The sequence below is a fragment of the Bacteroides sp. 3_1_23 genome (genome assembly GCF_000162555.1).
Classification (GTDB): domain Bacteria; phylum Bacteroidota; class Bacteroidia; order Bacteroidales; family Bacteroidaceae; genus Bacteroides; species Bacteroides ovatus.
On sequence record NZ_GG774949.1, the window covers coordinates 2,704,787 to 2,727,126 of the forward strand.

The window sequence follows — 22,340 nt, forward strand, 5'->3', positions numbered from 1 at the left end:
CTTTTTTTAATAGCACACGCCAACCTACCCTAAAAAGTCGGTCTTATCTTTATCCGTGATCTCCCGAATTACTTTACATGGCACTCCTGCAGCGATTACATTTTCCGGCACATCCTTAGTCACTACACTTCCTGCTCCGATTACCGAATTTCTCCCAATGGTAACACCACCCATAATATGAACGCCTGCACCAATCCAGACATTATCCTCTATTACAATCGGATGTGCATAGCAACCTCCCATAATGCGTTCCCGGGCATCAAGTGCATGATTTGCTGTGTACAATCCTACACGTGGCCCCAACAATACATTATCCCCTATTGTAATAAGATTCCCATCCAACATGATGCAATCAAAATTAGCAAAGAAGTTGTTTCCTATAGTGATATTAAATCCAAACTCACACCGGAAATTGGGTTCGAAGTGAACATTCTCCCCAATGCCTTTCAACAAATTGCGTAATAATACTTCACGAACCTCTTTGGGTTTTCCATAAGTAGAGTTATAATCATTAGTCAGAAAAACGACTTGTTCTCTTCTCTGAACCAGTTCTGTAGACAAATCATTATACATAGTCCCCGACAACATTCTTTCATACAATTCTCTATTTTCCATATCTATATCATAATGATTGATTAAAGTCCTTTTGTAATTACCGGTAATCCGAAAAAGCCTTTTTGTAAAGTCAGTATCTTCGATGCACCTGCCTTGGCCTTATTATAAGTGGAAAGTGACACATGCAGCTCTTCCACAGCTCCATTCTCAAAAGCTACCTGCAAATAGTATTCCTTACGTATGCCATCCGAAACATAACGATGCCTGCCTACTCTACGGGTCTTCTTATGTGTTTCCACATATTTTTTCTGTACCATCACTGTTTCTTCGTGTGTGGAAGCAGGATCGGCAAACCAATAATTACCGCCAAGAAACAAGACATAACTGATGGCACCGATGCAAGCCAAATGACACAAACAATTAATTACTTTACCATCCATGGTTGTCAGCCATATCCATTTCTTATAGAATGGGATAGTAACAAGAGCAATCAAAAGCGCCATTCCAAGAGGTATCCACCAGGCAGTCAGTGTATCTTCATAGATAACATATCCGATGCCACACGAAGCAATAAATACCAGAAGCATCAAAAAGCGAAGTATCTTAATAAATAGAGTTTTCATCATATTTCTTTCATTTATACGCAAATATAAAAATAAGCTACTGAAAACACTGATTATTAAGAAAAATACTTGATTCAACCTACTAATTCATGATTAATCAAAAGCCTTTTGCCGATATATCAAGACCTTTTGATTTTCCATCATAACTGAAATTCATGCTTATTGTATCTCCTAATAAAATGACAGCTATACAATCATTCTTTTGTGAAAGAAAGAATATGACTAATATGTCTGGAGGATGTTCCTAATAAAATAGAATATTGACCGGAATTCACTTTCCAATCATGCGTTTCATCATCCCAGAAAGCCAAATCCTCTGGCGTTATTTCAAATTCTACAGTTTGATTCTCTCCTGAATTTAAAAATATCTTCTTAAACCTTTTCAGTTCTTTCTCGGGACGCAACACAGATGGTTGATTTTCTTTGAGATATAGCTGTATAACTTCAGCTCCTTTCTGACTTCCTGTATTTGTAATAGTCACCGAACATCTTATCATTTGGTCATTCATTTTTTTAGATGACAAACGTGGTTTAGTCAATGTAAAAGTTGTATAAGAAAGCCCATACCCAAAAGGATAAAGTGGTTCTATATTTTTTGTATCATACCATCTATATCCCACTAATACACTTTCTCCATAATTCACATCATACACATTGATAAGATGCTCATTTTTAAGTTCATTATAGAGTGACGCCCCTTTAGGTAAGTATCCCCATACCGGTGAGTCCTCAAATGTTTTTTCTATAGTCATTGGTAACTTACCAGAAGGAGTTACCTTACCTGTGATAATATCTGTAAGTGCTTCAAAACCCGATTGTCCTCCATACCACCCGTAAATCAAACCCGCCAATCGATCATTCCATGCAGACATATCAATAGCTGATCCCGTATTGAGGATAGCAATAGTATTAGGATTATTTTTAGTGACATATCGCATTAATGATTCATCTTCTTTTGGCAAAGCAAATGGACGTTCTATTGCTTCTTTATCTCGCGTACCCATACTTAGCAAAACGATGTCAGCCTCTTTTATATCAGCTACAGTAGGCTTTTCTATATAATACACTGTTCTGCCAAAAGCTCTCTGTAATGCTTCAATCAGACTTACATTATTGTAGCCGATTACTTCTGCAGCTCCATAGCCACGAGGTATTTCATATATAAACTTACCTGTCAATAATATTTTTCTATTCTTTGTTGGATCAAGTGGCAAAATATTATCTCTGTTTTTAAGTAAAACAATTCCTTCTTCTGCCACTTGTCGTGCAATTTTTTCATGCTCCTGATACTTATCAAGCAAAGACAAGTCATATTTGGACCTATCATAAAATCCCATTGCAATACAAGTAGCCAAAATAGGACGCACCATATCATCTAAATCTTTTTCTGTGATTTTTTTCTGATGGTATAAACCCAACACAGATTCTCCAAAATTATATGAACCAGGCATCTCCAAATTCTGTCCTGATTTAATAACTTTCTCCAAATTCCACACCGAATTCCAATCACTCATTACCAACCATTTAAATCCCAATTTTTCTCTAAGAATATTCTTAATAACATATGAACTTTGCCCAGCCCACTCTCCATCAATTTGGTTATACGAGGTCATTACAGACATAGCACCTGCATCTATTCCTGCCTTAAAACCAGGTAAATAGATTTCATTCATAGCTCGTTCGCTAATGATAGAATTACTCCGTTTACGATAGAATTCGGTGTTGTTCCCATAGAAATGCTTCAAACAAGCCGCTGTGCCTGTACTTTGAAGTCCCGTTACATATTGACTTACCATTTGAGATACTAAATAAGGATCTTCTCCAAAATATTCAAAGTTTCTTGCACATTGAGATTGTCGATAAATATTTAATCCAGGACCCAACAAAACTTCGATACCTCCGGCTCTACATTCCTCACCAATAGCTTTTGCATATTGGTAAGATAGATCTGGAGAAAATGTAGAGGCTAACAATATAGGAGAAGGAAAAGCTGTTGAGCGTTCCAATTGTTTCACCACATTAGGATCAGGCAAATTATTTCGGATATTTACTCCTTGTGTTGCATCCGACAAGTAAATGGGAAGTATCCCTTTCTCTTCGAATCCTTTAATAAAGAATTTATTATATCCTCTGACCATAAGTGCCTTCTCTTCTATCGTCAATCGTTCCAATAAGTCATTCGCCTTTTTATATGCCGCAGTTGCGTCCATTATTTGTTGAGCATATATCCCAATGCAACTAATAAACATAAAAACAAGTGAGATAATTTTTTTCATATTATGAAAACTCTTTAATGTAGAACTCCTCTTTATAATAGAGAAGTTCTACCTATTAATATTTAATTATTATATAATTCTTTTATTTCACTTTCTGATAATATTCTTTCGTACAAAATAAAATCATCCAGATAACCATTTAAAAAGTTTTCAGGGGCAAATGCTCCATTAGTAAAGCGATAATTACAACCAATGTAATATGGCCAATTATCAACTACTTTGTCAATAACCCCTTTCTTTTCAATAACTTTTTCTCCGTCTATATAAAGATAACTATCCCTTTTGCCATCAACTTTTTGATAAACACAAACATAATGATGCCATTCACCATCATCCATCCGTTTTCCTTCATATTCAGCCCAGTTTCCAGCCTTACCTTTATATTCTACGCAGAACACAACAGTTTTACCACTAGTATCAAGTCTGAACCAACTTTGTCTTGGGACAGGATCAGTATATGTAGCACCAGGACCAACACCTTGATGGAATATAGCATTCTTTCCAGTCATATTTGAAGTCTTCACCCAGAATGCAACAGTAAACTCACTCTCCGTATAGTGGCTCTTTAACCCTTCTTCAGGAATAGACAATATTGAATAATTTTCTTTATCTCCCTGGAAATGAGCAGCGAATCTACATTCAGCACTTTCGCCAGAAAAACGTGCCGGAGCATTATAGACATTTGCCCCAGTTCCTCCTATAAGTTCTTCAGGGTTCAATTGATTGGGACCTATATCTTTATTATCACCATCGAATGGTAAATATAACACTAGTTTTTCTGCAGAAATGACATATACATATCCTTCTTTCTCTTTTACGGAACTGTTCACCGAGTTTTTGGCCGTTAACGTCACTTTATATTTTCCAGGATTTACATACTGCACCACAGGATTCTGATCTGTTGAAACAGAAGGATTACCTCCTTCAAAAGTCCATTTCCAGTCTTCCACCATTCCCAATGTTTTATCTAAAAAGTGAATATATCCTCCGGCATATGTATTCCGGCATTGTGCTCCAAAATCTGCGGCAATCGCATTCTTATCAATAACAGTGATATAATCCACCATTACTTTATCAGAAGATGCTTTCGGATTTTTTGCCACTAATTTAACCGTATAAATTCCCGGAGAGAACATCATTTGTGGATTTTGTTCTGTTGAAGTAATAATTTCTCCACCTTCTTTAGGAGTAAAACTCCACAACCATTCATTAGGATAGCCTTTAGATAAATCTTTGAAAGATATAATATCTTCATTTGTTGCAGTAGTCTTATCTGCAGAGAAGTTGGCTGTTATCTGAGATGGGTAGTTGACAGTAATATATTGTTCTTTCACAATTTCATTAACATTGCTTCCTCGTCCAACAGACAAAATGACAGAATAAACTCCAGGTTTATTGTACACAACACTAGGACTGAATAAGACCGAAGTCTCCGGTTCTCCTCCATCAAAATGCCAGTTCCACTTAGTCGGTTCACCGGTAGAAGCATCTTTGAAAGTGACACTTTCACCCATTGTGACTTCCTGAACATTCGATTCAAATGCTGCCTGTAATGATTGCAAATCATCTTCAGAACAAGCAGACAATACTATCATAACGACACACTGTAATAAATATAAAACTTTTCTTTTCATATCAGTGATATATTAAATTCATTGTATTTTATTAATTCTAATTCTCTCAAAACTAATCTTTTCGTATAGCTTTGAGCTGCCATTTTCATATAAAATTCCTATTTCATTATCAGAGAACATTACGATATCAGAATAGGCGAAGCCCCACTATATACGACATATCCTGCCGACCATGTTTTACCATTATCCGCACTTTTCTTTATACTCATGTTTATGCGTGTTAAACTTATATCTGTATTCTCCTGCACATCAGAACAGGAAAATAAAAACAGTCTGAACAATATGTATTGACACCAATTCACTGTATCGATTTTATATTGACAACTTTAAAAGCCAATCCATCTGTATATCTTTTTTCTCCACCTTCATATATAAGAGCAATCTGTGAATCAGAGAGTTCAACCAAATCCGAATAACCAGAGTTTCCTTCATACACAATATATTGCCCTTTCCAACTTTTTCCACCATCAGAGCTTTTCTTAATAGTCATATTAATACGTTCTGTAGCAGAAGCTGCATTTGAGAGAAAAACAGATTGTCCTATTGATAGTATACTACCCTGACATTTACAATCTATTTGATCGTTGCTAGCTTGAGGATTAGACCACGTTATACCACCATCCTGACTAATACTATTTTTTCGGTAGAATCCTTCATCCGCTCTCATATTCAACATTAAAGTTCCCTCTCCTATTTCAGCAACAGAACATTCGCCAACACCACTAACCGGAGTTGGTTCACCTGGTTTCCATGTCTTTCCGTAATCATCAGAATAAATAATATGCGAATAACTTTTTACTTTTCCATTTTCCCTAGTAGTAAAATAGTTTGGAGCAATTAAACGTCCCCTATTGGTCCCTTTCTGAATTTGAATACCATGACAAGGTCCAGTAGCGTACCAATCCCATTTTTCTTTTTTCACAGCAGAAGTTATCTCAACAGGAGATGCCCAAGTGACACCGTCATCATCCGAATAGGTATAATACGGACGCCGAGTGTTTTCTCCGGTTCCATTGGTTATTGTTCCCCACTTATCTGTTTGATAATTCCATGTCATTAACAAATGTATTCTACCTTTATCATCAACAATCGGAACAGGATTTCCACAAGTATTCTGCCCATCATCCCATATCATTATTTGTTTACTCCATGTTTTTCCATTATCAGACGAACGCTTAACAACAAGATCTATATCTCCACTGTCTCCATTACTTCTAGCTTTTCTAGCCTCTGCAAATGCCAATAAGGTATTACTCTGCGTTTTAACAATAGCAGGTATTCTATAGACTTCATATCCGTCTACTCCCTGACTATAGACATAATCGAATTGGGATGCTGGAACTTCCTCTTCAGGTGAAGGTGGAACCGGAGTATCTTGTGAATCATCATCTTTTTGACAAGCCTGTGTAAATAGGCTCGTCATAAGAAATATACATGTCAGAATCTTATAAGTTTTCATATCCTTGGGTTTGTTTCAGATTAGGATTAATATTCATATCACTTAGTGGAATTGCGAGATATAATGGAATAATAATATTATCAATAGCTTTCTTTTTCAAGTTCGGAACTTCCTGATAGACATCTATTGTTCCACCAAAATGGAATCTGAGAAGATCAGGCCATCTTTTCCTTTCAAGATATAATTCTCTTGCACGCTCATTCAGAATCTCCTTTTCCACTACTTTTTTATCCGTACTTCCATTATAAATACCTATCTTAGCACGATCCCTGACTTTATTTAGCTCAATGATAGCCTGCGGTGTCTGATTCAATGCTGCATAAGCTTCGGCCTTGAACAAATACATCTCTGCAAGTCGATAAATGATAATATCCGAATCATAGGTACGATCACCTTCTGTTTTTGTCCCCTTCATCTTATTATCGAAAATACCGATCTCATTTCCTCCCGCATCCTTAGCTATTATAAAAGACTCTTTTGTTCTAATATCAGTGGGATTAGCATAAAAAAGATCTATTAAAAAAGAGCTTGGTGCATAAGTACTGCGAGCCCCACCTTTTGCATAAGGTATTTCATCTTTATTTACTGCCTTTTCCACAAATACATCTCTTGGCTTCAAACTTTGACTATATTGGGCTTCCTTTTCATAAATCTCAAAGTGAATAGTCCATATCACTTCTTTTCCATATTTAGTACCATAAATATCGGCAAAATTGTCTTCAAAAGAAAGACCTTTACTTGCTAAATCAGCATAAGTGATAACATCTTTCAAATCCTGCTCAGAACCATTCAAGACTTTCGCTTTCCATAACAAAATATCGGCTTTCAGTGCATAACATGCCGGTTTTGAGGCTCTTCCTTTTCCATTCGTATAACTTTCTTCCGGGAAGAGATTGATTGCTGCATTCACATCACTTAGAGCCCGTTCTAAAACTTGCTCTGCCGGCTCCCTTGCTAATTTAGGCTTATTGGAACTTTCTGTCGGTTCCAGTTCTATAGGAGCATCTCCCCATATACGAGCTACACAGAAATACATATATCCCCTTATGCAATATGCTTCTGCCAACAGCCTGTTTTTATCAGATTCCACTCCAAAACTTATTCCAGGAGTATACTTTAATAACATATTACAATGCTGAATTACCGAATAATAACTTGACCAACCATATCCGTTTTGTGAAGTCAGATTCTGTGCCCACAAATTCGATGGACCACCTTCCAGACCTGTTGTAAAAGCATCTCCTCTATCTTCAAAATGAAGAGTTGAATTAGAAGTATCACGTAACTTAGTATAAATACCTATCAAATAGCTTTCTACATCCCCCTTTGTATTCCAGTACCCGTCTCCCGTTATACTTGAAACTGTATCTACATCCAACAAATTGCATGAATGTAACAAAAACAATGAAATTCCTAATAATATTGATTTAATTTGTTTCATAATTACAAGTCTTATTTAATTAGAAATTAATTTTTACTCCCATATTATATTGTCTTGGCCTTGGGTATACCCCATAATCCACTCCGGTATATATTTCAGGAAACATACCATCATATTTCTTTATATAACCTATGTTATATGCTCCAGCAAAAACTTCCACTCCACTCAATCTTATTTTTCTAACCCAAGTTGATGGTAGCATATAGCTTAAAGACACTTCTCTAAATGCCAGATAATCTCCTTTACTAAAATACAGGCTATTGTTGGTACTCCCACTTTCAGAACTGCCTATTTGATTATCCCATCTCATATGATTTCGATATTGATAATCGTAATCACTTTGAACTGTATATTTAGGATATTTCGTTCCATCATTCGCACTTTGCCAGGAATTGGTCATTGCGTCTTTTATGGCATTATTGTTATTACGTGAACTACCCATTATCTGTCCTTTAAAACCATTATCTATCACATGTCCCATAGCCCAGTCCATTACAACTCGTACAGTAAGTCCTTTATATTTGAAAGAGTTGACAATACCTCCTACCTTATCCGGTCGGATATATCCCATGAATTTCATATCTTTAGAGTCCAATTGCCCATCATTGTTCACGTCTTCAAATATGGCATCTCCTGCATGTTTCTTTCTACCTTGCGCATTAGGATCATTAGGGGCTTTAGCTGCTTCTTCTTCCGTTTGATAGGTTCCTAAATAATGAAACGCCCATCTTCCACCAAACTTTTCGCCCTCAGCAATTCCCCCAACCTTTTTAGTACCTCCTGTAGCAGGATCATAAATAAAATTACCTCCTACCCGATTTTTCTCTTCTCCATTATCCGGTAAATCTACTACGATTCCTTTATTGTAAGCAAACGTCAATGATAAATCCCATGAAAAATCTTTGGTTTGAATAGGAGTAGCATTCAACTCTATTTCTATTCCGGAGTTTCTTACTGAACCATAATTACTCTTAATCGAACTAAAGCCCGTAGAATTCCATAAAGGTTCATCATACAATCTATCAAATGTCAGTTTATTATAGTAGTCAATTAATAATCCCAATCTATTATTAAAAAATCCGAGATCGACTCCGATATCATACGATTCCGTCGTTTCCCATCGTAATTGAGAATTTTTTAATGTTGTATTTAGTATACCTACTGATCCTTGATAATTAGTATCTGTAATTTTGTACTCACCTCTTGAATTGGCAACACTCAAATTGTTATTACCCGTACGCCCCCAACTTGCACGCCATTTCCAACGACTCATAATACTTTCTAATGGCTTGAAGAAATTTTCCCTATGCATATTCCATCCAGCTGATACTCCAGGGAAAAATCCCCATTTATTATCTTCTGCAAACCGTGAAGAACCATCTGCACGCATACTGACAGAAACTATATATTTACCTTTATAATCATAGTTTACACGTCCAAAATAACTTAAAGTAGCTTCCATTGTCTTAGTAGAACTTGCTCTTTGTGTACTATCTGCCGTTGCATTTAATGTTGGAATTAAATCTATAGAAGATCCACTACCGCTTGCCGAAAGTCTGTAACTATAATCATGAGTATAACTGGCACCTGCTACAGCTCCTATATTATGCTCCTTGATTTTCTTATCATACGAAAGAACCAAATCTCCCTGCAAATGTCTGTCATAGTTATGCTTAGCTGAAGCAGGACGGATTGTATTTCCAGTCGTCTCATTATCTGCCTGAAAATAATTCTCAATACCTTCAGTTCCAAAATAATAGGCTGTTGGTTTTAAAACTAGCCCAGGTAAAATATTCCAGATTGCACCCAACTGAAAAGTTGTCCTATACACACTAGTATCATCATAATTTGTTTTATAATAAATCTCATGCAATCTACTTCTGAAAGAAGAAATACCTTCTCCGGGGGCTGGAGTTCCATCTTCATAGTACAATCTGTAGGTCGGTGGTGTTAATATACTTCGAGATATAGTATTGACTGTATTTCCACCTCCCACAGCATCTCTAACCTGCAGACTAGCTTTAGTAGACAAACTCCATGCCTCACTTAATTTATAATTTCCATTAAATAAGACACTATAATTTTTATAATTTGTACCTCTAAGTATACCATCCTGATTCAAATATCTTAAACCTACATAATAGTTAATCGCCTCTGTTCCTCCACTAATACTAAGATCAACCTCATGCTTTTGTCCTGTTGTGAAAGTTGCTTTCTGAAAGTCATTATCCTGGAAGATGAGCTGTTTTCCCGTAACAGGGTCCGCCATGGTTTGCCAGCCCTCATGTTCCAGCAGATTACTCACATAACCTTGACCATACTTTTGCAAATAAACATCCAAAAATTCAAGTGTATTTTTAGAGTTTCTCGGATTTCCTGTTGACATACCAAAAGAACCACTTAAGAATTTTGCCTGATCTTCCTTTCCATTATATGTCAAATCAGCCTGATTAAATTTCGCAATATTAGAACGGGATAATGTTATATAATCCCGTGCATTCAATAGTGGAATTCTCTGCGGTTGTTGTTCCACTCCATACGTATACCTTAAACTGACAGTAGGTTTCCCTTTCTGACCAGCTTTGGTTTTAACCAAGATTATACCATTAGCAGCTCTGGAACCATAAATAGCAGTAGAAGCAGCATCTTTCAGAACTTCTATCGATTCTATATCTGCAGGATTCATATCTGATATATTTCTAAATCCTTGTGATATTATACCATCAATAATTATTAAGGGAGTATCACTTTCAGGTGAAGTAGAACTACCTCCACGAATAAATATTTGAGGGTCTGCCCCCGGTTGTCCATTAGATATTTGTAAGGATAAACCTGGAACTTTGCCTTGTAATTGTAATAACGGATTCTGTCCTGGTGCTTTTTGAAATTCCTCTTTATTTATCTTAGAAATAGAATTTGTTATTAATGCTCTTGACTGTTTACCATAACCAATGGCAACGACTTCATCAAGTAACACAGAACTCTCTTCCAAAACAATCACAATATTTCTCCGTCCCTTAATATCAACCTCTTTTGTTTCCATTCCGACAAAAGAGACAATCAGAGTTGCATTAGGAGGAACCATTATAGAAAATTCACCGGAAGCATTGGTGATAGTACCTTTATCCATACCTTTTACGGATATTGAAACTCCTGGTAATTCAACTCCTGTCTGGTCTTGTACTACACCAGAGACCTTTATATCTTCAGAATTAATATTATTTGCTTGAATATTTGAAAATACAGATGATAAGATAAATACCATCGATAATATTAATAAATCTTTAGTATGCTTTATTGAGTTTTTCATAAAAAATAAAATTAGAATGAATAAATTATATAAGGATTAATCTTTCATATCAATCGTTTTAGGTCGCAGACAAGTGACCAAAATGACCAGCATAACAAATACCAGTATAGCAAGCAACGCAAAATCGCGTCCCAAATGTCCGGCATCCATCGACTCACCCAGAAGGCTCGTAATAGTAGCTCCGGCAAATACACCACACATATTCATAATACCATAGGCAGTTGCCCTGTAACGTGCAGACACAAACTGACAGAGAATAGGCATATTATTTGCGTCAAACATACCAAAACCTATCCCAAACAGCATAGCCCCCATCACCAGTGCGAAAATAGAATGACCATATCCGATAAACAACAAGGAAGGTATGATAAGCCCCAAACCCATAGCACCAGTATATACTCTTCCACGTACATTTTTTAATACCCAACGGTCGGATATATATCCACCTGCCAACACACCGAATAATGAGGACAAAGCTATAGAAATAGTAGACATAGGACCTGCTACCGAAATATCAATAGATAAGCTGTCAGAGAAAAGAGTCGGTAACCAGTTCTTTGCCGCCCATCCCGGGGTGCCCGGTACACAGAAATAAAATAAGATAATCCAGAAAAAGACATTGGAAAATAACATTCCCAAACTCTTCAATACAGGAATCTTTTTCATCTTCTGATTTTCTGATACACTTCCTCTCTCTTTATCACGCAGAAGAAATGCCAGAATAACACCATAACCCACACCTATAATACCAAACCAATGGAATGTTGTATGCCAGGAATAGATTGCTGCAAAAGTAGCCCCAAATCCACCGATAGCCTGTCCCACATACAACCCTGTCATATGTATTCCCACAGCCAACGAACGAGTCTTATCTTTATGAAAATCGGCAATCAATGACAAAGCAGCAGGTAAATACAACGCTTCACTAATTCCCATAATTCCACGCAACCAGTAGAGTTGATTGAAAGTGGTGGCATATCCCATCAAGTAAGTAACTCCTGACCACACACACAGACTACCTACAATCAACCATTTGCGGCTCATACGATCACCGACAATCCCCGATAAAGGACTCATCAGTCCGTATACCCACAAGAATACAGCCATCAGGCGACCGAAATTGGCTGCTGATTCCAATTCCCGCACATCCTCCATCATTGGAATTCGCATAGTGGAAAGCATTTGCCTGTCCATATAATTCAACAAGGCAACACCCCACAGCAGCCCAACCACTACCCAAGGATATATATTTGAAGTTTTATTATTCATGTCCGTTTACTTTAAAATCTCTATTAAATTGATTTTTATAAAAGCTAAATCCGACTGACTACTCTCATATAATATACCTATTGAATTTTCATCTATGGATGTAATGCAGGAATATCCGGCACTACGATATTGGTCGAAAAGAATCCAATGTTCTTCCGGCCAAGTCATTCCATCATCAAAACTAACTTTTAAAGTCAGATTATCTCTTGTCCCATAATTATTCGGATTTACAAACAGAAGCATGCTTTTCTTCTTTCCTTCTTCCATATACTCATGTCGATGCAGACTTGCCATACAAGTAGGTTCTACGAGTGCTCTCCGTGAAGTTGGATGTTCTTTCCAACTTTCTCCCAGATCAATAGTTGTGCAGATTCTACGACCGTTCACGTCTTTATTTCCTCTGTTCCGGTTATCACGCATGTTCAACATCAAGGCGCCGTCACCCAATTGTACGACACTACATTCCGTAACATCCTGATATGCAGGATTACTGGTCACCCACGTCTTTCCATGATCTTTACTATACGTAATATTCGAGAAAGGAAGCCCGTTTTCGTCACGTCCTTGTGTAGGAAATACCAACGTTCCGTCTGTCAACGTAATTCCCTGTCCGGGTGCAGGTGCAAATAACCACCATTCAGGGCGTTTCGTCTTTGAGGTTATATTATCCGGAAAGCCCCAGCTAAGACCATCATCCGTACTTTTTGCTATCATAAACTGGGAAGTTTCTTTTAGCCCTGTTCCTGGTTGAGAACCTCTACCTTTCCATTGATGTGTCCAGTTCGTACTGTTTTCATTCAGACCTTCTATCCACTTTCCGTCTTTATCCAGCAGACCGTGCATCCATAATCCTGCTACATAAATATCACCAGTATTTTTATCTACTAAAATACAGGCATCACTCACTCCATTGTATTTCTGTGGTAAACCTCCCCATTCCCCCATATCCAAAACAGTTTGAATGGGTTGCCAAGTTACTCCCTTATCTGTACTACGATGAAGAGCAATATCTATATTTCCCTGCAAATCACGAGGATAATCATAGCGGGCATCAAAAATGGCCAATAAAGTGCCTTTATTACTAGTAGCTAATCCTGGAATACGTGATGAGATACATCCATCCTGTCCTTTCTGTCGTACAGCTACTCCTACTCGTAAAGGTTTACTTGTTTTATCCAAAATTTTCAGATTGCCTTTCGTGGTTTTCACCCGGTTACAATTAACCTGAACACGATGATCCAGTGAAACCGTATCTTTCAATGTTACGGCTACCCAAAAAGACAAAGAATCCTGATTAACCTGCACTTCATTAGTAAATGACATTTTTTGTGTAGCGGGAAGTGCATTACAAAGTAAACGAGACGTATCTATCAGTCCATTCTTCTTCGCACCATATATGGCAACAGAAACAATATCTGCCACATTCGTGCTCCCCAATAAATCCAGATCTATTTGCCGGATAACATAAGGTTGATTATCTGTCCTGATTAAAGTTATCTTCATTACAGGATTTGCCGGTTTCTTTACCAACACAGGAATAACAGGTCTCTCCAGTACCCATTTTATGTCTTTACCTAAAGATGTGACCGGTGACACCAATAACAAAATCATCGAAAATATGATAAATATTTTCTTACTTACTTTCATAGTATCTTTATTTTAGGTAATTTTGAACGCATTTAACTAGATTGGAGGGGATAGACAGAAAGTAAAGTAGCTTACCCCAGCAATACACTTTTACTGTCATCTCCTCTTTATTATTTTCAGAATTCAAAGAATTTTATAGCGTCCAAATCACCTCTTAGTTTTTCATATTCATCAACAGAAAAAGGTTTTATCGGCAACCGGCAAGAACCGCAATCAATACCTATCAGCTTCATAATCGCTTTGCCACCGCGCACTCCGCCACCATATTTAATAATAACCTCCACGGTACGTATGGATTTTATCTGATTGTGGCGAGCCGTTTCCAAATCGTTCATTTTCATTGAATCAAAAATAGCCTGATAGACATTAGGTATATAATTATACGTACTCCCAACTCCTGCTACAGCTCCCATAGCCAAGCCGGAAATAAGAATTTCATCATAACCATGCAATACTTCAAACCGATGTTGCTCCAACTCTATGCAAACTCCCATCTCCATCAGGTTATTATGAGTAAACTTAGTACCCACCAGATTAGGTATTTTCTTTTTCCCTTCTACCAAAAACTTATCCACCGGCAAATTAACCCCTGTAATCGATGGCATATTATAATAATAGAAAGGTAAGCCAGCAGCAGAGTGGCAAATAGGTGCAAAAAAATCAACTAATTCATCTACTGTTCCCGGTTTAAAAAAAGAGGGAGCAATTGAAGCAATAGCATCGGCCCCTACTTGTGCAGCATGACGTGCCAGTTCCATTGCACTTCGTTGACAGTTTGAGCCTACATGAGCTATGACCTTGAATCGCTTACGGGCAGAAACGAGCCATTTTTCAAGAATTAATTTACGCTCATCGATCGCCAATGAAGAAAATTCACCGGTTGTGCCGCACACAAATACCCCTTTGATAGGAGTCGATGCTATCCAATCAGCATATTTATCAATAACAGATAAATTTACGTCCCCATTCTCATCCAATGGGGTGAAGGTGGCCGCAACCATACCTTCCAGTTTTTCATAATTGTTCATAGTGCATTTAATTAGATTGTTATTTTACTTTATTTTCAGAAAGTTCCTTTCAAAATTAAGGGAGTTCGTATACCAGGTTGTATTTCACCGCTTACCACGTAAACGTCATTCCCCATATAAACCGCATTTGTCGTAACAGGAATAGGATAAGGGCAGTCTAAAGAATCCACCAAAGAATTTGTTTCTGTACTGATGACTCGTAACTTACGGCTAAATCCCGGATGCTCGGGAGATGTAGGTAGTATTTCTTCAACTCCTCCCAGTAGTATTATCTTGTCTTTTTCATATGGAATAGCAGTCCCCGCCATTACAGGAAAATTACCAGCTATTTTGCTCCATTTCCTGCTACCTGGTTCATATACGTACCCCTCCGTATATTCTACCATCACTTCATTCGGAGCATAACTCCTTCCACTAAAAAGATAGAATCGTCCTCCCTGAACCACACTTACCGCATAGGCGAGCGATGGTCCCTCCCAACCGGGCATCTTCTGCCATCCTTTTTCTTTATGCAATAAATCAAGCATATAAAAATGATTGGTCGACTGTTCATTTGTCATAGTTTCCTGCCCCCCAGCAATATAAATACAGTTATCCCCAATAGCCCCCGTTGCATTTGCCAACGGAACCGGTAAAGCCGGATAACTAACAGAATCTACTACAAATGAAACGCCCTCTTTTTTTATGAGAAAAACTTTATCGCTACATTGCATACGATCGCATCCTCCAATACATAATAACCCTTCCGGCAAGCATATCGAAACTCCATAAGCTAATGGGCTGTTAAGGAAATCATCATAAACAGTCCACTTATCCATGTGCAGATCATAACTATATAAAGTAGACCACCAAGTTTTAACTCCTCCCTCCCAAGGATATTTATCAGGAAAGTTGGCTCCTCCCAGCACTAGTAATTTATCCTCTACTATTCCTGAGTATGCACCAGCCAATCCAACGTTTTTCAGCATACCGGTACATCCCGGAAGTAACAATGAGTTTTCCCATTGCATTACTATCTTATTTTCTCCTTTTCTCGAACAAGCCGTATTCATATATGATAAAATTAAAGATAAATATAAAATAAAAAAATACAGTTTTCTCATATACTATCTATCCTTTCTTCTTCGTTTTTCTCTGCCATCAATTCCAGACTCCGGTTCACTTTAAAAATCTTATAAACCTCAAAATGTCTTTCAATGGCATCACGATAGCCTTTCTCATCTCCTTTTCTTATAAAATCCAATAAATCAGCATGAGTAGCTATTCTGCCGCTTTTACTCATCTCTATATTTATAGGTTTTAAGTAGTCTTTGAACTTTTCTTTCACATAGACAAGTATAGGATGAATGATTTCCTGAAATTCAGATATTATTTTATTTCCCGTAATTTTGTATAGTTTTGTATGAAAAGCCGATTCGCTGATTAACGCATACTCGTTATTCTCGAAAACAATTCCCATTTTCACAATCTCGCTCAATTCCTCAATATCTTTAGGAGTTATCTTACGGAAAATATCACTTGATATTCCTATTTCAAGTGCGATTCTGAAATCCAATAAATCCAAAATTGTTTCTTCACTCAAAACACGAGGATCTATCACTCTTTTCATTCCACCTAAAATGGAAGGTTCAGTCAAAACCATTCCCTTACGAGGGCGCGCATGAATCAGTCCCATCATTTTCAAACGGCTCAAAGCTTCTCTGACAACACTTCTTGCAACTCCTAATTCTGCGGCCAGATTATTCTCATTGGGAATAGAATCTCCACATCTCAAATCATTCTTTTTAAAGTAGGTAAGTAAGCTGTCTTCTACCTGATCGATCAATGTTGTTTGATTAATTTCTATCTTCATATTATTAGATTCTATCATTTGTATTATTTGTCAGACAAATAATACAAATGCAATATTAAAAGATTTTTTTTAGAATGCAAGGGCATTATAATAAGAAAATGCACATTTATGTTGAGAAACATACTTTTAGTACATATTGAGCTCTCATTTAGGACAATAGCAAGGACAGAGATACTCATTTTAACCATAGTAGCGATATCTACTATAGTGAAGGTATATTTATAGAATAGCCATACTTCCTAAATAAGCAATTAAAGAAATTCTTGAATCACATATATAGGATGTCATCCATGCATAAACACATGAGTCTAAAAATCAGATTGGAGGACATTCTTACTCAAGTTTCGGATTTAGAAATTATGCCGTTTGAGCATATGCTCGGAATGTGTCTAGACGTTTATTACTTTCAATGACTTAAAGAATGAGTTCTTCCGAGTCAGCTCCTGTAAATTCAGCAATCACTGCTACCACTTCGAGTATGATACCCCATATTTTTCAATCACAGTTAACTCATGTACTCCCTCATAAATTTCAGCAAAGAGTCCCCCGATTATTTCATAGTCATGGATTCGCTTTATTGAAGCGAGCAAATTATAGCGTATCATCACCAATGAGATGTGTGAAATTTAAGAGAATCCCTTGCAGAACAATCAGCCAATCCCAATATTCTTTTCCCATTTGCAAAGAAAACCTCTATAGACCATCTCATTGCATATATTTCGTAAACTCGCATGAAATCCATTTTTGTATCGGTTGTCAGTAAGACTTTCCGGCCTTCATTCTTTCCACGTCGACAAAAAAAATAGTCTGACAGCCCTGCCTGCGAGAGTTGCATCGACCATCGTGTAGTGACATCTGTAACGGCGACTATATCTTATAGACTTTGAACTCTTTAGTTTCCCGATGATTACTTTAGCAGAGACTTCCCCCATTTCTTAGTGACATATTTGGTATTGCCCATCTTCACCATACCCAAAAGATGAAATTTCTTGTGAGAGTTGGAAACTAAATCCACAAGCTTGGTACAAGTAAACCAGCTGTCTACCAGCAGGTATTCAAATGGTATTTTTGCACGAATAGCTCGTTTTACCATTTCAATGAGTTTGTTTCCTTTGCTCATGAAATACTCTTCTTTGCGCTTGGTTATATAGGAGTTTTTGTCGGACAGTCACCCCCTGTTCCTTTCCTTCTAATTTTCCTTTTCCTCCATGCAGGAAAGCATCGAGCATAAATTGGGTACGTCCATCGCTCCAACACAGCATAAGGGCTTTATAGCCGAGAATACACTTCTGATGTACATGGGAAAAGATCTTCCCAATAAATTCCATCTTCACACCGCTTTTGGGCAAATCGGAGTCATCACTAATCAAGACCATAGGCAGATGACTTTTCTTGAAGTCTTGCCGGGCTGTCACATTGCAGATAAGCTTGGTCGTAATGCGGTAAATCACATTACGCCAAGCTATGCTGTCTTATGCCATGAAGGAGTAGAGGATATCCTTCTTCCCGCCAAACATACGACTAAGGGCTAAAGTAGAATAATGAGAGAAACCTTTTATTGAGAAAAAAGCATCAGTACACGAAGCACCTTAATAAATACCGATTTCATAACATTGCAGTTTATGCCTGCAATTATACGAAATTAGTCAGATAAAAGAGACAGTCGTGCCATCAAATAGCAAACGGTAGATTCCGCTCCCTGATTCAAATTGATGTTATTTTCTTCCAGTCCGTCATAGCAACCACCGGTAGCAGGATTGTAAACAATCTGATGTAAATGGTTATTGCCCAGAAACCAGTTGAAAGCATCTTTTTGCATACGAAGATATTTTTCGTCCTTAAATACTTGATAAAAGGTCTTCAGAGCAATCACCATGCCCGCCACGTCTACGGGCTGTTCTCCAAATCCATGACTGCTCTTCCCTTTGTGCATCCATCCCTGATTGGAAACCACCTGAATACGATTGCCTACAAATACTTTTTTCAATAAGAATTCGAAAGATTCACGGGCTATTTCTTTATACTCCTCTCTGCCAATAGCCAGATGGGCCAACAACATTGCTTCCGGCAAAATGGCATTATCATAAGTGAGATATGCCTCAAACCATCGCCAATGTACTTCTGCCGTTCGACGATATATCTGCGCCAGTTTATTGGCCAGCAGCCAGATGCACGCATCGGTCTGCGCCGAAGGACATTCACGGCTATAATAGTAGAATCCCTTGAGCATAAAAGCAATGCTACGGGGAGACTCTATCCGGTCAAACCGTTGGAAGGTACGCTTGAGAATAGCTTCCGCCTCCTCTTTCCACGGAGCGGGAAAATGCCCGGCACAAGAAATAAAATATCCCAAAGCGCAAACAGCCCGTCCATTACTATCGTCCAGTCCCACTTCCTCATTTTGCGAAGTGAATATTCCATCTTTATCCACGTAATTCAAAAAAGAGCCGTCCGGCTGCTGACAGTAACGGATAAAATTCAAGTAGGTCTTGACATACCGCTCTTTCACTTTTCCCTGTCCCGTAGCAACCACCTGACACATCGCCATTAACGCACGTGCCGTATCATCCAATGTATAGCCGGTGGAACTGTCCGGACGATTTCCTTTCGAAAACTGGATAATTCCCCACTGGCGGCTCATGCGCCGGATATGGTAAGTGTCTATGGGAGGCAGAGAGTAAATCAGTTCCTCTTCCACCCTGCCCGTTTTCTGGAAAAGAGACGCATAGGCAATAGCCACATTTTCCCAAGCTGTAGCCGCTGTCTTCTGCAGACCGACCAGTTTCATCTGAGTCCGCAACTTTTCATCAGCAAGCAGATGATTGGCAGCTTCGGACAACTGCTCCGAGTTCTTAAAATCGAAGATGATACCGGAATCATCACTCAACAATTCCAATGCATGGGGAATAGGGGTAGCTATAATCGGGCATCCGCAGCTTAACGCATAAACAAATGTCCCGCTCACTGCCTGATTCGGGTCACTTGAAGTAAAAAGATACACATCTGTCAACTGCAAATATTCCAATAAGACGGGAAGTTCAAGATATTGATTGATAAAGAGCACATGTTCTTCCAGATGCAACTCCTTTATTTTCGCTTCCAACAGATTACGATATTTCTCTCCTTCTACTTTCAGCACCCCCGGATGCGTTTTGCCGATAATAAGGAATATCACAGAAGGATTCGTCTTCACAATGGCCGGTAAGGCATCCAATGTGGTTTCGATACTTTTGCCGGGACTAAGCAGCCCGAAGGTAGAAAGCACACGCCTGCCCGAAAGCTGATAAAAATCTTTTAATTTGCTCTTATCTCTGAACGATACTAAATGGGTACCGTGAGGAATCACCGCAATTTTATCTCCATCTGCCTGATAATCCCGCAGGAGAATCTCCCGGGAGTTTTGTGTCATGACTACCAGATTCGCACAGGTAGCCATCATTCTTCCCACACTCCGGTAAAGGGCGGGTGAAGGTTGCGCAAGTACTGTATGAAAGACAAGAATCACGGGTTTGAGAAGTTGTTGCAACATTTGCAGAAAAGCTTCTTCCTGCGCTGCATATAATCCGAATTCATGCTGCACCAGCACCATTTTAACTTCAGAATTTTCATTCAACTGTCTGGTCAAAGTAGCATAGGCAGAAATATCCGACGTATCAAGAACATACTCGACGTCTTCCGTACAAGTCTGTTTTTCCGTATCGGACTCCACTGCACATATCTTTATGGAGTAAGATTCTCCAAACTTTGAAAGGATAGCCCGGATCAAGTCCTGGGCAAAAGTGGCTATGCCACATTCACGAGGAGGATAAGTAGTAATACATATTATTTTTCTCATTTGATTTGTTTTATTAATTCATCTAACAACTCTGTCAGTTGCACTGACACGCAAGCCACATATTTGTCGGCTGCTCCATAATAGATATAGAGAGTGTCACCAAACAGGGCTGTGCCCGTTGGAAAACAAACTCTATTGACTACACCGGACAGTTCATATTCTGCCTCGGGAGTGAACAACGGATAAGGCAAACGGGCTATTTCAATAGCCGGATTGTCTATATCCAACAAAGCCGCACAGGCGGAATAAACATAGCCGGAAGGAGTATCATATACACTATGATAAATCAACAGCCAACCGGCTTTTGTCTCTATCGGGGGACATCCGGCTCCGATGTAACTTGATTCATGATCGTGATAAGGCGCCAGCAGGATGCGTTTGGCGAAATTCTGATAATATCTTTTCCAGAACTCTTTCGTCAGCATATCAAGACGTTCCACCGCCACATACTGGATGTCAGGACGGATACGATGCATAAAGTAGAACTTCCCGTTGATTTTACGGGGAAAGAACACTACGTTCTTATCCATCATATAGAGCGGATGCCCTTTCTCGTTAGTTGCCTCACGTTTATTGCCGGAGCGGAAATATTTACTGATAATAGCCTGCTGGGTACGAAGCTGTTCCCGGAATTGCGGATAGGTTATCTGGGAAGTAATGATGCCTTTCTTCTCAAAATGCCTCAAATCCGAAGAAACAGCGAGAGCACCGACAGCACTGTATCCGTCATAGGCTGTATAAGTGAGATAATAGAGATCCTCTATCTTCACGATCCGGGGATCTTCCACTCCTTGGCACTCATACTCAAACTCGGAAAACAGCAATGGAGCCACATCCCTCTCTACCACCGTTAAAGGGCCTTCAAGCCGGCAATAACCGATGGATGAATAGTTTCCTTTTTTGACTGCACGATAAAACATATGCACCGTATTTCCTTCGGCAATCACTGCCGGATTCATCACACCTTCGTTCTCAAACTCAAGCGAAGTTCTTTCCAATATAACACCTTCCTTTTTTACATGTACCATTATGTCCTTGGTATTATACTCATTCCTTTGTCACTCTTACTCTGCTTCTCTCTCTGATAATCAGTCAATACTTTAATCTTCTTGTCCGACTTTTCTTTCTTTGCTTCTCTTTTTTTCTCTTGACCTTTCATAATTCATTTCTTTTTTAGGATAGTTTATATTCGGGGATAAAATAGACGGGATTTCCTTTTCTGCAAGTTACGGTATTAATTTCCGGTAATACGATAAACTTTTGATTATTATTCTTTTATAACAGTAAAGTACATTTAAGGTAGCTAATGAATAGTCAACGAATACTTATAAGTACAAAAACATAGCATATAAGATCCAAACAATAAATGCCGCTAAATATCAACAATTTACCAAATCACCATTCCAACGAA

At 38.3% G+C, this 22,340-nt stretch carries 17 protein-coding genes; all 17 read right to left on the reverse strand.

Going from position 1 to position 22,340, the window contains the following annotated elements; genetic code table 11:
• Positions 1-24 precede the first annotated feature (24 nt).
• The 17 genes from HMPREF9010_RS13605 to HMPREF9010_RS26705 all read right to left on the reverse strand — a co-directional run bounded on the left by HMPREF9010_RS13605 (position 25) and on the right by HMPREF9010_RS26705 (position 22,088).
• A complete protein-coding gene (locus HMPREF9010_RS13605) occupies positions 25-615 on the reverse strand; it encodes a sugar O-acetyltransferase (protein ID WP_008648695.1) in 591 nt (196 codons plus the stop codon).
• Positions 616-635: 20 nt separating this feature from the next.
• Positions 636-1,181: a DUF2500 family protein gene (locus tag HMPREF9010_RS13600; protein WP_004326617.1), complete on the reverse strand. Its 546-nt coding sequence runs from the start codon at positions 1,179-1,181 to the stop codon at positions 636-638.
• A 191-nt stretch (positions 1,182-1,372) separates the two neighbouring features.
• Positions 1,373-3,454 (reverse strand): beta-glucosidase, encoded by a 2,082-nt coding sequence (locus HMPREF9010_RS13595; protein WP_008648696.1) that lies wholly within the window; start codon positions 3,452-3,454, stop codon positions 1,373-1,375.
• A 62-nt stretch (positions 3,455-3,516) separates the two neighbouring features.
• On the reverse strand, positions 3,517-5,088 hold the full coding sequence (locus tag HMPREF9010_RS13590; protein ID WP_004326615.1) for a PKD domain-containing protein: 1,572 nt from the start codon (positions 5,086-5,088) through the stop codon (positions 3,517-3,519).
• Positions 5,089-5,386: 298 nt separating this feature from the next.
• Complete coding sequence (locus tag HMPREF9010_RS13585) at positions 5,387-6,511, reverse strand: sialidase family protein (RefSeq protein WP_223225843.1); 1,125 nt, start codon at positions 6,509-6,511, stop codon at positions 5,387-5,389.
• A 22-nt stretch (positions 6,512-6,533) separates the two neighbouring features.
• Positions 6,534-7,988, reverse strand: coding sequence for a RagB/SusD family nutrient uptake outer membrane protein (locus tag HMPREF9010_RS13580; RefSeq protein ID WP_004300601.1), 1,455 nt, complete (start codon positions 7,986-7,988; stop codon positions 6,534-6,536).
• Positions 7,989-8,007: 19 nt separating this feature from the next.
• Positions 8,008-11,298 carry a SusC/RagA family TonB-linked outer membrane protein gene (locus HMPREF9010_RS13575; RefSeq protein WP_004300602.1) on the reverse strand — a complete coding sequence of 1,097 codons (3,291 nt, stop codon included), beginning with the start codon at positions 11,296-11,298 and terminating at the stop codon, positions 8,008-8,010.
• Between the two features lie 36 nt (positions 11,299-11,334).
• Entirely contained in the window at positions 11,335-12,567 is a 1,233-nt protein-coding gene (locus HMPREF9010_RS13570) for an MFS transporter (RefSeq protein ID WP_004304167.1), read from the reverse strand.
• 6 nt (positions 12,568-12,573) lie between these two features.
• Positions 12,574-14,214 (reverse strand): sialidase family protein, encoded by a 1,641-nt coding sequence (locus tag HMPREF9010_RS13565; RefSeq protein ID WP_004326612.1) that lies wholly within the window; start codon positions 14,212-14,214, stop codon positions 12,574-12,576.
• A 116-nt stretch (positions 14,215-14,330) separates the two neighbouring features.
• Positions 14,331-15,242, reverse strand: coding sequence for a dihydrodipicolinate synthase family protein (locus tag HMPREF9010_RS13560; RefSeq protein ID WP_004304169.1), 912 nt, complete (start codon positions 15,240-15,242; stop codon positions 14,331-14,333).
• A gap of 35 nt (positions 15,243-15,277) precedes the next feature.
• A complete protein-coding gene (locus tag HMPREF9010_RS13555) occupies positions 15,278-16,294 on the reverse strand; it encodes a hypothetical protein (RefSeq protein ID WP_004321345.1) in 1,017 nt (338 codons plus the stop codon).
• Between the two features lie 47 nt (positions 16,295-16,341).
• Entirely contained in the window at positions 16,342-17,094 is a 753-nt protein-coding gene (locus HMPREF9010_RS13550) for a FadR/GntR family transcriptional regulator (protein ID WP_004304171.1), read from the reverse strand.
• 907 nt (positions 17,095-18,001) lie between these two features.
• Positions 18,002-18,214 carry a hypothetical protein gene (locus HMPREF9010_RS25010; RefSeq protein WP_008648704.1) on the reverse strand — a complete coding sequence of 71 codons (213 nt, stop codon included), beginning with the start codon at positions 18,212-18,214 and terminating at the stop codon, positions 18,002-18,004.
• Complete coding sequence (locus tag HMPREF9010_RS0124375) at positions 18,189-18,545, reverse strand: hypothetical protein (protein WP_157453728.1); 357 nt, start codon at positions 18,543-18,545, stop codon at positions 18,189-18,191. The genes HMPREF9010_RS25010 and HMPREF9010_RS0124375 overlap by 26 nt, the downstream gene beginning before the upstream one ends.
• 191 nt (positions 18,546-18,736) lie before the next feature.
• Positions 18,737-20,929, reverse strand: coding sequence for a glycosyltransferase (locus HMPREF9010_RS13545; RefSeq protein WP_008648708.1), 2,193 nt, complete (start codon positions 20,927-20,929; stop codon positions 18,737-18,739).
• A complete protein-coding gene (locus tag HMPREF9010_RS13540) occupies positions 20,926-21,957 on the reverse strand; it encodes a pesticidal protein Cry7Aa (RefSeq protein ID WP_008648710.1) in 1,032 nt (343 codons plus the stop codon). Before HMPREF9010_RS13540 ends, HMPREF9010_RS13545 begins: the two co-directional genes overlap by 4 nt.
• Entirely contained in the window at positions 21,957-22,088 is a 132-nt protein-coding gene (locus HMPREF9010_RS26705) for a hypothetical protein (RefSeq protein ID WP_255299422.1), read from the reverse strand. The genes HMPREF9010_RS13540 and HMPREF9010_RS26705 overlap by 1 nt, the downstream gene beginning before the upstream one ends.
• Positions 22,089-22,340: the final 252 nt, after the last annotated feature.

Bases quoted from the DNA above. Each gene is read 5' to 3' on its own strand.
- HMPREF9010_RS13545 (WP_008648708.1), bottom strand. From the start codon at position 20,929: ATGAGAAAAATAATATGTATTACTACTTATCCTCCTCGTGAATGTGGC.
- HMPREF9010_RS13570 (WP_004304167.1), bottom strand. From the start codon at position 12,567: ATGAATAATAAAACTTCAAATATATATCCTTGGGTAGTGGTTGGGCTG.
- HMPREF9010_RS13560 (WP_004304169.1), bottom strand. From the start codon at position 15,242: ATGAACAATTATGAAAAACTGGAAGGTATGGTTGCGGCCACCTTCACC.
- HMPREF9010_RS13595 (WP_008648696.1), bottom strand. From the start codon at position 3,454: ATGAAAAAAATTATCTCACTTGTTTTTATGTTTATTAGTTGCATTGGG.
- HMPREF9010_RS13540 (WP_008648710.1), bottom strand. From the start codon at position 21,957: ATGGTACATGTAAAAAAGGAAGGTGTTATATTGGAAAGAACTTCGCTT.
- HMPREF9010_RS13580 (WP_004300601.1), bottom strand. From the start codon at position 7,988: ATGAAACAAATTAAATCAATATTATTAGGAATTTCATTGTTTTTGTTA.
- HMPREF9010_RS13555 (WP_004321345.1), bottom strand. From the start codon at position 16,294: ATGAATACGGCTTGTTCGAGAAAAGGAGAAAATAAGATAGTAATGCAA.
- HMPREF9010_RS13585 (WP_223225843.1), bottom strand. From the start codon at position 6,511: ATGACGAGCCTATTTACACAGGCTTGTCAAAAAGATGATGATTCACAA.
- HMPREF9010_RS13575 (WP_004300602.1), bottom strand. From the start codon at position 11,298: ATGAAAAACTCAATAAAGCATACTAAAGATTTATTAATATTATCGATG.
- HMPREF9010_RS26705 (WP_255299422.1), bottom strand. From the start codon at position 22,088: ATGAAAGGTCAAGAGAAAAAAAGAGAAGCAAAGAAAGAAAAGTCGGAC.
- HMPREF9010_RS13590 (WP_004326615.1), bottom strand. From the start codon at position 5,088: ATGAAAAGAAAAGTTTTATATTTATTACAGTGTGTCGTTATGATAGTA.
- HMPREF9010_RS13565 (WP_004326612.1), bottom strand. From the start codon at position 14,214: ATGAAAGTAAGTAAGAAAATATTTATCATATTTTCGATGATTTTGTTA.
- HMPREF9010_RS13550 (WP_004304171.1), bottom strand. From the start codon at position 17,094: ATGAAGATAGAAATTAATCAAACAACATTGATCGATCAGGTAGAAGAC.
- HMPREF9010_RS13600 (WP_004326617.1), bottom strand. From the start codon at position 1,181: ATGATGAAAACTCTATTTATTAAGATACTTCGCTTTTTGATGCTTCTG.
- HMPREF9010_RS25010 (WP_008648704.1), bottom strand. From the start codon at position 18,214: ATGAGCAAAGGAAACAAACTCATTGAAATGGTAAAACGAGCTATTCGT.
- HMPREF9010_RS13605 (WP_008648695.1), bottom strand. From the start codon at position 615: ATGGAAAATAGAGAATTGTATGAAAGAATGTTGTCGGGGACTATGTAT.